Below are 13,549 nucleotides of genomic sequence, written 5' to 3' on the forward strand. Positions count from 1 at the left end.
ATTTTATACCTCTTTGTAGTCTCCGTCAACTACATCATCGGAATTATCTGTGCCTGCTCCGGCGTTCATATCCGGTCCCGGACCAGCCTGGCCAGCCTGCTGAGCTCCCTGTGCCTGCTCGTAAACCTTTGCAAACAGCTTCTGAGCGCTCTCCATCAGTTTCTCTTTTGCAGCTTTGATCTCTGCAACCTGAGAATCGGTCATATCTTCCGGATTGGTGCTGGCGATGAGACTCTTCAGAGCGTTCAGATCAGCCTCAACAGCAGTCTTATCATTGGAATCCAGTTTGTCACCAACCTCTTCCATTGCCTTCTCGGTCTGGAATACCATGGAATCCGCTTCGTTTCTGGTATCGATTGCCTCTTTCCGCTTCTTATCCTGAGCCTCGTACTCAGCTGCTTCTTTGACAGCCTTGTCGATCTCGGAATCGCTCATGTTAGAACCGGAGGTGATGGTGATGTGCTGCTCTTTACCGGTACCAAGATCCTTTGCGGATACATTTACGATACCGTTTGCATCGATATCAAAGGTAACCTCGATCTGCGGAACACCTCTTCTTGCAGGCGGGATACCATCCAGACGGAACTGTCCGAGGGTCTTGTTATCTCTTGCGAACTGACGCTCACCCTGTACTACGTGGATATCTACAGCGGTCTGGTTATCAGCTGCGGTAGAGAAGATCTGGCTCTTCTTGGTCGGGATGGTCGTATTTCTCTCGATCAGACGGGTTGCGATACCACCCATGGTCTCGATGGACAGAGACAGCGGAGTAACATCCAGAAGAAGGATATCACCTGCACCGGCATCTCCTGCCAGCTTACCACCCTGAATGGAAGCACCGATCGCTACGCACTCATCCGGGTTCAGGCTCTTGTTCGGCTCATGTCCGGTCAGGGCTTTTACCTTATCCTGTACAGCCGGGATACGGGTGGAACCACCTACCAGAAGGACTTTGGAAAGCTCGCTTGCATTCAGTCCTGCATCTTTCAGTGCGGTATTTACCGGACCTGCCGTTGCCTCTACCAGATCATGGGTCAGCTCATCGAATTTTGCACGGGTCAGGTTCATGTCGAAGTGCTTCGGTCCCTCAGCGGTTGCTGTGATGAACGGCAGGTTGATGTTTGTGGTGGTTGCGCTGGAAAGCTCTTTCTTTGCTTTCTCAGCTGCCTCTCTCAGTCTCTGGAGAGCCATTTTATCATTGGAAAGGTCTACACCCTCTGTTCTCTTGAACTCGGAGATCATGTAGTCGGTAACCTTCTGGTCGAAATCATCACCGCCCAGGTGGTTGTTACCAGCGGTTGCCAGAACCTCGATAACACCGTCACCGATCTCGATGATAGATACATCAAAGGTACCGCCGCCCAGGTCGTATACCATGATCTTCTGCTCGTTCTCATTGTCCAGGCCGTATGCCAGTGCTGCTGCAGTCGGCTCGTTGATGATACGTTTTACATCCAGACCAGCGATCTTACCTGCATCCTTGGTTGCCTGACGCTGTGCGTCATTGAAGTATGCCGGAACCGTGATGACTGCCTCGCTTACTTTCTCACCAAGATAGTTCTCAGCGTCTGCTTTCAGTTTCTGAAGGATCATTGCGGAGATCTCCTGCGGAGAATATTTCTTTCCGTCTACCTCTACTCTGAAATCGCTTCCCATATGTCTCTTGATGGAAGAGATCGTTCTGTCAGCGTTGGTAACAGCCTGACGTTTTGCAGGCTCACCTACCAGTCTTTCGCCTGTTTTTGTGAATGCTACTACAGACGGTGTGGTTCTGGAACCTTCTGTATTTGTAACAACTACCGGTTTACCACCTTCCATAACTGCTACACAGCTATTTGTTGTACCTAAATCAATACCAATAATCTTGCTCATGATCAATTCCTCCTGTATTTATTTGCTTATTCTGTCTATTTAAAATCCGCCGGAGCGGATGAGTCTGGATGAGCTTCCCTGTCCGGGAAGACAACCATCAGTTGGCTACCTTTACCATGCTGTGGCGTACCACGGAATCGTGATACATGTAGCCTTTCTGAAATTCCTCTACTACTACATTTTCGCCCTGCTCGTCATCTTCCACATGCATCACTGCGTTATGGAAATTCGGGTCAAAGGGCTGGCCGACTGCCTCGATGGGTTTTACTCCCAGCTCATCGAATACGGTGAGCAGCTGTTTGTAAACCTTATCCACACCGGCCACGAAGGGGTCTTCCTTCTGATCTTCGGGAACAGATGCAAGGCCGCGCTCGAAGTTGTCAACCACCGGAAGCAGTTTCTCAACCACGCTTTTTGCACCCATCTCAAACATTCCGGATTTTTCTTTCTCGGTCCGTTTGCGGAAGTTATCAAACTCAGCCATCTGGCGTCTCAGTTTATCGGTAAGATCCTCGATCTGAGTATCTTTTTTGTCTTTTTTATTCTTTTTCCCAAAGAAGCCTTTTTTCTCTGAAGCAGCATCCTCTTCGGTTTCTGCTCCCTCCGCATGTTCTGCCTGCTTCTCCGTCTCGTCTGCGGTCTCCTCTCTGGTTGTCTTTTCTTCCTCGGAAGTTTTTACTTCTTCGGAATCCATTGTTTTCTTTGTTTCCTCAGCCACGTTTGTTACCGCCCTTCTTTGTTCTTATTAAAAATCAGATCCAACTGATTTGTCAGTGTTTTCAGATTGTCAACCACTTTTTCGTAATCCATTCGTTTCGGTCCGATGATTCCGATGGTTCCCTTCATCCCTTCACCCAGTTCATAGGTGGTCGTTACCACACTACAGTCCTTCATGGTCTGTCCCGGTGTCTCATTTCCGATGTAGACCTGGATGCCGGTATCCTCGCCGTCCTTCATGTCTTCCATGAGGCTTGCGAGCTGCTGCTTATCCTCAAAGGCACTGATGAGAGCGCTGGCCTTCGTGCTGTCCGCCAGCTCCGGGTACTTGAAAATGTTCGTCGTACCGCTGGTGTAAACCTCCAGGTCGTCATCCATCTGAATGGCCTCTGCCACCGCATCCAGCACGCTGTTGATAACCTCACTATGGATGCCCGCCTGCTCTTTCAGCTTGGCGATGGTGGAAAGATTGATCTCTTCCATCGTCAGGCCGTTCAGGCTGGTGTTCAGCAGAATGTTCAGCTTCAGGATCGTCTCATTGTCCAGGCCGTGGCTGATGGGAATGACTTTGTTCTTCACCACATTGCCTTCCGCTACCACAACCGCCAACAGCTGATCTTCGCTGATCACCGACAGCTGGATGAATTTCAGCTTCGTCCGATGATACTGAGGCGAGGTAATCATGGTGGCGTAGTTGGTATTGGCTGCCAAGACCTTGGCCATCTGCTTTAATACCAGTTCCATCTTGTCCTGCCGCTGGATCATGAGCTCCTTCATCTCGGTGACTTCCTGCTCCTTCTCCTTCATGAGCTGATCGACGTAAAACCGATAACCCATATCGGAGGGAATCCGTCCTGCCGAGGTGTGAGGCTGAATGATGTAACCCATCTCCTCGAGATCCGACATTTCATTACGAATGGTTGCGGAGCTTAACCCCAAGTCTGCATATTTGGAAATCGTTCTGGAACCTACCGGCTCTCCCGTTTCCAGATAGTTCTGGATAATCGCATGTAGGATTTTCTGCTTGCGCTCATCAAGTTCCTGCATTCCTAAGGTCCTCCTTTTCTTCCTAGAGAGTGAATCTTTTGTAACTCGCCCACATCCTTTCGGATGTTGTTAGCACTCATCTCTATAGAGTGCTAACATCTATGTACATAACATATCACCTGACCATACCTTTGTCAATAGGGATTTTCAGTTTTTTTGTGAAAAAATTGTGAATATCAGAAAAAGTGGACCCTCTGCGATTTTCCGTTTTCTTGACAGCGGCTTTTCACTGATATATAGTATAGAAAAAGAAAGAAAGGCGCCGTCTTTTAAGATGGCAGAACGAGTTTATGAAAAAAAGAAGAAAATCCGGCTTTTCCAATTTCGGTATCCTACTGGCATTCCTGACGATCCTGGTACTCCTTGCCGGAGCCGTTTATCTCACCTTCTATATGAGCGGTAAATCCGTCAGCGTCTTGAAGAACGGGTTCAGCGGAGATATCATCACGATCCAGGAACCGGATATCTACCTCACGGAAACAGAAGGCACAACCAGCCACAGTTTCATCTTTGTCGGAGATTCCAGGACTGTCGGCATGGCCTCTGCCGAAAAAGCGCATGATCCCTCCGATACCTGCCGTTACATTGCCAAAGAAGGAGAAGGTTATGAATGGCTGAAAAATACCGGAACCGGCGAGCTGGCAGCAGCTCTCTCCGATACACCGGAAGCCACTGTGATCCTGAACCTGGGTGTCAACGATATCACAGAAGCAGATGCTTACATTTCCTATTATAAGCAGCTTTTTGATTCCTATCCCGTTACGGACTTTCATATTATGTCTGTCAATCCGGTAACTGACGACTGCTCCACCGTTACCAATGAGGCCATCGACGCTTTCAACCAGAAACTGAAAGCCGCTTTTCCGGAGCAGTACCTGGATGTTTACAATTATCTGCTCACCGGTGATTTTTCCACGGTAGACGGTCTCCACTACACGGACAGCACCTATCTTTCCATTCACTATTATGTCGTAAGCCGTCTGACTGCCGCCTGATCGTCCGGCGAAAGAAAAAAGACAACGGAACTGCTTTCTATCAAAAGCAGACCGTTGTCTTTTTTCTTTCCAGAATGCCAGCAGTACTCCTGCTGTGAGCGATACGTCATGCAACACATGACATCTTTCGATTTCTCATCTCCTATAATCGTTGCAGATGTTCTCCATTACGAAGCAAACGCCTAAGATAATAAAAATTCTGCCAGTACCGGATTGGAAAGATCTATGCCCCGGCTCGTCAGCCTGACAAAATCTCCTTCTTCTTCCAGCAATCCTTCCTTCTCCAGCTTTTCCAGTTCTTTCCGATAAACGACGCGAAGTTCACAGGAAAACTGTTCCCGGAACTGCTCTTTGGACACACCCTCCAGGACACGAAGCCCCAGAAACATGGTTTCTTCAATCTGATTGTCTTTGGTAAGGACAAAAAATTCCTTTTTGGAAAAGTCCCCTCCAAGATAGGCTTCGAGATCCTCTGTGTTCTTATAACGCACGGGATTTAAAAGCGTCGATGCACCAAGACCGAAGCCAAGGTAGTCTCGTCTCTGCCAGTATCCGAGGTTGTGACAGCACTCCCTGCCCGGTTTGGCATAATTGGATATTTCATAATGAAGATATCCCTGTTCTTTCAAAATCCTGCCGGTTGCTTCATACATTGCCCGTTCTTCCTCTTCGGAAGGGATGAGTTCCGGCTCTTCTCCGGCATCTCTGCGCTCCACATCTTTTTCATAAAGCTGATAAAACGGTGTACCTTCTTCAATGATAAGGCTGTAGGCAGAAATATGCTCCGGCTGCAATGCGAGGACCTGACGCAGCGTCTTTTCCCAGCTCTCCTTTGTCTGTCCCGGAAGTGCCGACATAAGATCCACATTGATATTGGAAAAACCGGCTTCTCTTGCCAGCTGAAAGCTTTCCAGAAATTTTTCCCAGGTATGGATCCTGCCCAGCTTTTTCAGTTCTTCCGCATCAGCAGACTGAAGGCCGAAGCTTAAACGGTTGATCCCTGCCTTTTTATAAAAGGAAAGCTTTTCTTTGTCTACCGTTCCCGGATTTGCTTCCAGTGTAATCTCTGCCCCTTTGCGGAAAGAAAATTTTTCCCTGAGAGCTTCCATGATCCGTAAGATCGCCTGTCCCGGAAGGATCGACGGTGTCCCGCCGCCAAAAAACACCGTCACCACTTCATAGTCCTCCGGCTCGTCAAATCCCCGGATCTCCTCAAGCAGGGTGTCTACATAGGCAGCTCTTGTCTCTTCCCCTGCCGGAGCAGATAAGAAATCACAATAATTGCATTTTTTCACACAAAACGGAATGTGAAGATAAAGCTCCAGTTCTTTCATCAGTTTTCATCCAGCTTCAGCACGCTCATGAAGGCTCTCTGCGGAATCTCCACATTTCCCACCTGACGCATCCGCTTCTTTCCTTCCTTCTGTTTTTCCAGAAGCTTCTTCTTACGGCTGATATCACCGCCGTAACACTTCGCCAGTACATCTTTTCTCATTGCTTTGACTGTCTCACGGGCAATGATCTTGCTTCCGATCGCTGCCTGGATGGGAATCTCAAAGAGCTGTCTCGGAATCTCTTCCTTCAGCTTCTCACACATTTTTCTGGCTCTCTCGTAGGCCGTATCCGCATGAATGATGAAGGACAGTGCGTCCACTTCTTCTTTATTTACAAGAATATCCAGTTTCACCAGAGCGGAACGCTGATAGCCCTTCATCTCATAATCGAAGGAAGCGTAACCTCTGGAACGGGATTTCAGCGCATCAAAGAAATCATAAATGATCTCATTCAGAGGAAGGGTGTACTTCAGGAGTGCACGGGTAGCCTCCATATATTCCATTCCCTCATAAATACCACGGCGCTCCTGACAAAGATCCATAATAGCTCCGATGTATTCACTGGTCACCATGATCTCTGCCGATACCACCGGCTCCTCCATATATTCGATCTCCGAAGGATCCGGAAGGTTGGAGGGATTGGTCAGTTCGATCACATCCCCGTTGGTCTTGTACACTTTATAGACTACGCCGGGTGCTGTCGTCACGATATCCAGGTTGTATTCTCTCTCCAGACGTTCCTGGATGATCTCCAGATGCAAAAGTCCCAGAAAACCACAGCGGAAACCAAAGCCCAGGGCGATCGAAGTTTCCGGCTCGAACTGCAGTGACGCATCGTTGAGCTGAAGTTTCTCCAGGGCATCCCGAAGATCCGGGTATTTTGCCCCGTCTGCCGGATACATACCACAGTATACCATCGGGTTGACCTTTTTATAGCCCGGAAGAGCTTCTTCACAGGGATTCGAAGCATCGGTGACCGTATCACCCACACGGGTATCCTTTACATTTTTCAGGGAAGCCGTGATATAACCTACCATTCCTGCCGTCAGTTCTTCACAGGGAATGAACTGACCGGCTCCGAAATAGCCGACTTCCACCACGTCCTCCGTACAGCCGGTAGCCATCATATGGATCAGGGTGCCTTTTTTCACCCGACCATCCATGACACGGACAAAAATGATCACGCCTCTGTATGGATCATAAAGGGAGTCAAAGATCAGTGCTTTCAACGGTTTGTTGGCATCTCCGCCAGGAGCCGGGATCCGGTGTACGATCTCTTCCAGCACCTGATCCACATTCAGCCCTGTCTTGGCAGAGATCTGCGGTGCATCCTGTGCCTCAATACCGATCACGTCCTCGATCTCGTTGATCACACGCTCCGGATCGGCACTTGGAAGGTCGATCTTGTTGATAACGGGAAATACATCCAGGTTATGATCCAGTGCCAGATATACATTGGCCAGTGTCTGGGCTTCGATCCCCTGTGCTGCATCCACTACAAGGATCGCTCCGTCACAGGCAGCCAGACTTCTGGAAACCTCATAGTTAAAGTCTACGTGTCCCGGGGTATCGATCAGGTTAAAAATATATTCCTCCCCGTCTTTTGCACGATAAACGGTACGGACTGCCTGGGATTTGATGGTGATCCCACGCTCCCGTTCCAGTTCCATGTTGTCCAGCACCTGCTCCTGCATCTCTCTCTTGGTGAGAAGGCCAGTCATCTCAATGATACGGTCAGCAAGTGTGGATTTTCCATGGTCGATATGCGCGATAATACAAAAATTTCTGATTTTACTTTGGTCCATTGCCATTTAATTTCCTCCTGAAGGGGATTCTGACAGCAATTCGCAGACATCCGTTAAAGGCAAAGCGGTTTGCAAAAGCCGGATCGGATGCAGTGTGTTGCAGAATTACCATAATATCCGTAAATATACAGTGCCGAGCCATCTTGGCTCTGAATAGTTTAACATTATCTTATTTTCCGCGCAAGACCTGATTGAGAATATCTGCCAGCGGTTCCATGGCATTGTACTCTTCTTCTACCGTATTTAACTGGGTTCCGGATTCGATCAGTAATGAATGAGAGCTCAGATGCTGATTGTAACGGAGGCTCTGAAGATAAATATTCCTGGTAAATCCTGGGTAGTACTCTTCCGCTTTCATCTGTAACTGAAAAGAAAAAGCCAGATTATCTGCTATGTAAGGATTCGGCAGATACTCTACCGGACCATTTCGGGCACTGTAACTCAGACCATTGAAAAACATGATCTTTGCCACCGGCTTTCCGTTAAATTCTGTCACAAAACGATAGTCCTCCACGCCATCCCTGTGCAGATCGATGACGACCTGGATAGACGGATACGCCTTCAGGATCGCTTCGACATCCGGTGCCGCCAGATTATAGGCCTTATTCCGATCCAGTTTTCCATCGATCATATCGTAGACTTTCGTATGATGAAGAACTTCAAAGCCATACTGCTCTGTCAGGATCTCTTTCAGTCTTTCTCCCACTCCCATAATGGTATCCCTGAGATCCCCCGGCCGGGAATCTGCAAAGGCTTCCTGCGAATGGGTGTGATAGATCAGAATCTGCGGACCATCCGTATCCGTATGGATCGTCAGATTTTTTCCCATAAGCGCATCCAGATTCAGAAGTTCTTCGTCTATGGCCGCAGAAGGATCCAGAATAAAATACTGATCAAGCAAAAAATGAAAATCCTTCATTTTGTCCCACGGAAGGACCTGTGGGGACTGACGGAGAGATTCTGCCGCAGGCATCGGGATTGCCGCATTGGAAAAGACACTGACGCTGGAAGGATCTGTCTCTGCGGATGTCTCCTCCACAGATGTTTCTTCTTCCGAAACCAGATTTTGTTCTGTTTCGCTTTCTGTCTCTTGTTCTGTTACTGTTTCTTGTTCTGTCTCTTCTTCCATCGGCGGAAACAGTACATCCATGACCTTCCGTCCCATACCCTCTCCAGGCCTGCTGCCTGTTTCCGTCTCCGTTTCCCAGGTCAGTATCCCGTTATAGGTATCCACTGCCAGTTCTTCCAGCTTTCCTGGAAGCTTCTTAAAAAAGCCGTTTCCACCCCAGCCGTTTTCTCCTGCGATCAAAAGTCCCCTGCACAGAACGTAAAGTCCGAGCAGGAGAAGAACACTTCCTATTATATAGGGAACCAGTTTTCGGAAATGGTGCAACTTCCCACCTCATTCTTCCGGTAAAAAATCTCCGTCTTTCAACAGTTACATACTTACAATATATTCGTCTGCCGGAAAAACTATTCCAGCTGTCCCAATGCGATATTGATCCCTTCCGAAATCGTAAAGCTGACTCTTTTCACGGTCTCATCAATATCCTTCGGCGTCATATACATGGTATTCAGGTGCGGAGACAGCAGTTCACGGATCATCTGCTGTTTTTCCACCCGGTTGAACGTTCCCAGTGCCCCTCCCAGCTGACGGATCTTTTCGGAGGCATCTAGAGTCTCCACCATTTCTTCCATCGTGTCATTTACGATCGTGGCAGCATCCACTACCGTAGGCACACCAATGGAAATCACCGGAACTCCCAGCGTTTCCCGAGTGATCCCGTTTCTGTGGTTCCCCACACCGGAACCGGGATGGATCCCTGTGTCAGAAATCTGGATCGTACGGCTCAGCCGTCTGGTATTTCTGGCTGCCAGGGCATCAATGACCAGCACCACATCCGGTCTGCTTTCTTCCACCACACCTTTGATGATCTCCAGCGTCTCCATCCCGGTCTGAGCCATGACGCCGGGCACCAGAGAACTGATCTCATTGGCTTTTTTCCCTTCCAGAGCCGCCCTTCCATATTCCCGGATCATGTGACGGGTGATCCGGATATTGCTGACCACCCTCGGTCCAAGCGCATCCGGTGTCACATCCCGGTTTCCAAGCCCCACCACCAGGACCGACTGTTCCCGTTCACCGATCATTTTCCTCAGATGATGTGCCAGCTCCTCAGAGATCTCCCTGTGATAATCCTCATCCTGGCAGGAAAGATTCGGCGCCTCCAGCGTGATATAGGTACCTGTCGGCTTTCCCATGGTACGCGCTCCATTCTCCGTTTCGATCTTTACCAGTGTCGTCCGGATCTCTTTTTCCTCATCTTCTCTTGTCTCCACCCGGACACCTCTGATCTTTACATCCGCCTCTCCGAAGTTCTCCCTTGCCTCCAGCGCCAGGTCCGTACGGACATGAAAATTTCCCAGCATACGTTCCTTCCTTTCTATGTTTTCATCTATGTTTTTATCTATATTTTTTCTCATTTTCTCTGAAATATGTATTGACAAGCAGGAACTTATCGACTAAACTATAGAGGTATGTTCCACCGGGCTGTCCGTCTCCGTGTCAAAGTCCATGCTCGATGGGAAGAAAAAAAGATAAAACGATTGAAAATATTTGGAGGTGTACGGATTGGCTAACATTAAATCTGCAAAAAAAAGAATTCTCGTAAACAATACTAAAATGGAGCGCAACAAGGCTATCAAATCCGGTGTGAAAACCGCTATCAAGAAAGTGGACGCCGCTGTTGTTGCGAAAGATGCTGAGGCTGCAAAAGCTGCTCTCCTGAATGCAACTTCTATCATCGATAAAGCTGCTACCAAGGGTGTATATCACAAGAACAATGCTGCCCGCAAAGTTTCTCGTCTGACCAAAGCTGTAAACGGCATTCAGTAATCGAGTTTCAATCATCATATAGAAAATAAAAAGACAACCAATCCCGTCAGTTGGTTGTCTTTTTTATTCCTTTAAAATTTCCTGACCCTCTCTTTTCTGCTTCATCCACCAGAAGATACCGCAAGAAGGCACGTGGCTCCAGAGATTCTCTGATTATTTTATCAAACAGGTGGTCTTGACAAGCACGTCATTCATGCCATATAAATCTCATAAACACCCTTAGCCAGGTGGATCCTGTCTCCTTTTTTCAGATTCGGTCGTTCCACTTCATTCACGGTTACGGTCTCTGCATCCTGATTCAGAACAAAATCCGCTTCTGTGTCAAACGGGATTTCCACTTTGTAAAAATAACCGTTGTCTTTTTTTCTCCACTCACTGCGGATCTTGCCTTTCGCAGAATCATAAGACATACGAACCCATTCAAAACGTTCATCCACATACGGGCAGATCATAAATCTTTCATATCCAGGAGCTTCTTCGCATCCATTCAGACCGCACATATAACGATACATCCATTCTACAACCGAACCATACGCATAATGATTCAGACTGTTCATTCCCGTATCACTGATGCTTCCGTCAGGAAGGACTGAATTCCACCGTTCCCAGATCGTCGTCGCACCCATATTAACTTCGTACAGCCAGCTTGGGAAATCTTCATTCAAAAGCAAGGTATAAGCTGCATCCGCATGCCCGTTCTGTGTCAGAACCGGGCAAAGAAGAGGTGTTCCCACAAAACCGGTTGTCAGATGCATCTTCTCTTCTTCCAGTTTTTCCATCAAACGGTCGATCTGCCTCTGTTTCGCACCTTCCGGAATCAGGTCCAGCCAGAGAACGATTGCCAGTGCCGTCTGTGTTTCCTGTGCCAGCCGGCCGGTCGCTGTATAGTATTCTTTCAAAAAGGCTTCTTTGATATGCAAAGCCAGATCTTCATAATAGGCAGCGTCTTCCTTTTTTTCCAGTGCTTTTGCCGCTTTTGCAGTCAGAGATACCGAATAATAATAGTAAGCACTGGCTACAAAGTACGGATCTGTAGCCCCGAAGCAACTGCCTTTGTGGTAATTATCCAATGCCAGCCAGTCTGCAAAATGGAAGCCGTCCGTCCATAGGAAGGAGCCGCCGCACTTCTCCACATCCACTTTCCGGATGTAATCTGCCCAGCTTTTCATATTACCATACTGCTGTTCCAGCAGGGTTTTATCGCCAAAAGCCTGATAGATCGTCCAGGGGATCACGGTTCCTGCATCGGACCAGGCACAGGAGCCATGTGCCGTACTGACAGCCACGTTATCCGATTCCTTATCCTTTGCATGAAGGATCCGGTCGATCTGTCCCAGGACATCCGGCACAACATGAGGCACGGAACCATTCAGGGTATCCTGTTCCAGTTTCATATCATACAGATACTTACGATAGAATGCCGGTGTATACATATTGTAGCTTGCTGTTGCCGAAAATACCTGTGCATCACCCGTCCAGCCCATCCGCTCATCCCTCTGCGGACAGTCTGTCGGAACATCCAGGAAGTTGCCCTTCTGTCCCCACAGTGCATTATGCACCAGCTGATTTACCTTTGGATCGGACGTCTGGATCCTGCCGGTCCTTTCCATCTCAGAATACATCACACAGCCTGCAAAATTTTCCAGACGCACATCCTTTATGCCGGTCACTTTCATGTACCGGAAGCCATAGAATGTAAAATGCGGACGTACCCAGACCTTCTTTCCATTGGAAATATAATGGTATTCCTCTTTTGCAGAGCGAAGGTTTTCATTATAAAATTTCCCTTCCTGTAAAATCTCACCAAACTGGAAGACGATCTCACTTCCTTCCGGTTCTTCGCAGAGAAATTCCACCCAACCGGTCATTTCCTGCCCAAAATCGATCACAAGCTCATCTGCTGCTGTGTGGATCAACTCTGCCGGTTTGATTTTCTCCATAATCTTCACCGGAAGACTTAAGCGCGGAACCAGAAGTCCCTTCTTCTCTTCATACCGCACAGCATGGACAAAGCCCTCTGCCTCACAACCAGCCTCGGACCAGCCCGGTATTTCTTTCCTGCTGTCCCAGATCTCTCCGTCATAAATACTGCTTTCCAGAACGGGGGCGGGTGCACAGAGCCAGCTTTCATCCGATGGAATGACACATTTTGAACCATCCGCATACGTCAGATGCAGTTCACAGATCATATGACAGGTATCGCCATACAGTTCTCCCATATGCTCCACAAAACCGAAACGACCTTTGTACCAGCCGTTTCCAAGCATGACACCCAGGCAGTTGTCGCCCTCATGGATCTGATCCGTCACATCATATGTCTGATACTGAAGCCAGAGATTGTAATCGTTACAATATGGTGTCAGATATTCGTCGCCGATCTTTTCACCATTTACATAAGCCTCATATACCCCGAGTCCACAAATGTACAGTCTCGCTTTCACCGGCTTCTGTTCTACCGATATTTTCTTCCGAAACAGCGGATGGGTCTTTTTTTCAAAGGGAGCCCTGATCCATGCGGATTCTTTCAGCTGTGCTGCCGTCTCAAAATACGCGGTTTCACTTTTCCCGTGATCTCCCTTATCATCCCAGACTTCCACCTGCCAGTAATAACGTGTTTCCGGCTGCAGTTCCAGTTCCGGCGCGTAATCCACAGAACGGATATCCACCTGCTCCCCGCTGTCGTGAATCACGTTTGTCATCGCTTCATCCAACGCCACTCTCACTCTGGATCTGACTGCATGCATACCAGCTGCTTCTGTTACGATCCAGGAAAAACTGACACGTTCCATCAGATATCCAAGCGGATTTTCTACATGATTCGTCCTCAGACACTCAATGATCATCTTTCATACCTCCTTTTTCTCTTACGAATCGTTTCTTTTT

Annotated in this window: 10 protein-coding genes; 2 read left to right on the forward strand and 8 right to left on the reverse strand. The window is 48.2% G+C overall.

The window, feature by feature from the left end:
* Positions 1-3: 3 nt before the first annotated feature.
* The 3 genes from dnaK to hrcA form a co-directional block, all read right to left on the reverse strand.
* Positions 4-1,872: a molecular chaperone DnaK gene (dnaK, locus tag DXA57_RS05380; protein ID WP_117765375.1), complete on the reverse strand. Its 1,869-nt coding sequence runs from the start codon at positions 1,870-1,872 to the stop codon at positions 4-6.
* 97 nt (positions 1,873-1,969) lie between these two features.
* Positions 1,970-2,566 (reverse strand): nucleotide exchange factor GrpE, encoded by a 597-nt coding sequence (gene grpE / locus DXA57_RS05385; protein WP_117765485.1) that lies wholly within the window; start codon positions 2,564-2,566, stop codon positions 1,970-1,972.
* Between the two features lie 29 nt (positions 2,567-2,595).
* Positions 2,596-3,636 (reverse strand): heat-inducible transcriptional repressor HrcA, encoded by a 1,041-nt coding sequence (hrcA, locus tag DXA57_RS05390; RefSeq protein WP_117765377.1) that lies wholly within the window; start codon positions 3,634-3,636, stop codon positions 2,596-2,598.
* Between the two features lie 290 nt (positions 3,637-3,926).
* Here hrcA and DXA57_RS05395 point away from each other — a divergent pair, with 290 nt between their 5' ends.
* Positions 3,927-4,631 (forward strand): hypothetical protein, encoded by a 705-nt coding sequence (locus tag DXA57_RS05395; RefSeq protein ID WP_117765379.1) that lies wholly within the window; start codon positions 3,927-3,929, stop codon positions 4,629-4,631.
* A 182-nt stretch (positions 4,632-4,813) separates the two neighbouring features.
* Here DXA57_RS05395 and hemW read toward each other — a convergent pair whose 3' ends face one another.
* From hemW to gpr, 4 genes are all read right to left on the reverse strand, one after another.
* On the reverse strand, positions 4,814-5,968 hold the full coding sequence (gene hemW, locus DXA57_RS05400) for a radical SAM family heme chaperone HemW (protein WP_117765381.1): 1,155 nt from the start codon (positions 5,966-5,968) through the stop codon (positions 4,814-4,816).
* The gene (gene lepA, locus DXA57_RS05405; RefSeq protein ID WP_117765383.1) at positions 5,965-7,776 is read right to left on the reverse strand and encodes a translation elongation factor 4; all 1,812 of its coding nucleotides are present in this window, start codon (positions 7,774-7,776) and stop codon (positions 5,965-5,967) included. Before lepA ends, hemW begins: the two co-directional genes overlap by 4 nt.
* A gap of 163 nt (positions 7,777-7,939) precedes the next feature.
* Positions 7,940-9,163, reverse strand: coding sequence for a stage II sporulation protein P (spoIIP, locus tag DXA57_RS05410; protein WP_117765385.1), 1,224 nt, complete (start codon positions 9,161-9,163; stop codon positions 7,940-7,942).
* 80 nt (positions 9,164-9,243) lie between these two features.
* Positions 9,244-10,200 (reverse strand): GPR endopeptidase, encoded by a 957-nt coding sequence (gene gpr / locus DXA57_RS05415; protein ID WP_117765387.1) that lies wholly within the window; start codon positions 10,198-10,200, stop codon positions 9,244-9,246.
* Positions 10,201-10,402: 202 nt separating this feature from the next.
* Here gpr and rpsT point away from each other — a divergent pair, with 202 nt between their 5' ends.
* Positions 10,403-10,666, forward strand: a complete 264-nt coding sequence (rpsT, locus tag DXA57_RS05420; protein ID WP_117765389.1) for a 30S ribosomal protein S20 — start codon at positions 10,403-10,405, stop codon at positions 10,664-10,666.
* A 191-nt stretch (positions 10,667-10,857) separates the two neighbouring features.
* On the opposite strand, the gene DXA57_RS05425 is transcribed toward rpsT, so the two are convergent.
* Entirely contained in the window at positions 10,858-13,509 is a 2,652-nt protein-coding gene (locus DXA57_RS05425; protein ID WP_117765391.1) for an alpha-L-rhamnosidase, read from the reverse strand.
* Between the last annotated feature and the right edge of the window lie 40 nt (positions 13,510-13,549).

The sequence above is a fragment of the Blautia sp. OF03-15BH genome, assembly GCF_003463065.1.
Taxonomy (GTDB): domain Bacteria; phylum Bacillota; class Clostridia; order Lachnospirales; family Lachnospiraceae; genus Limivivens.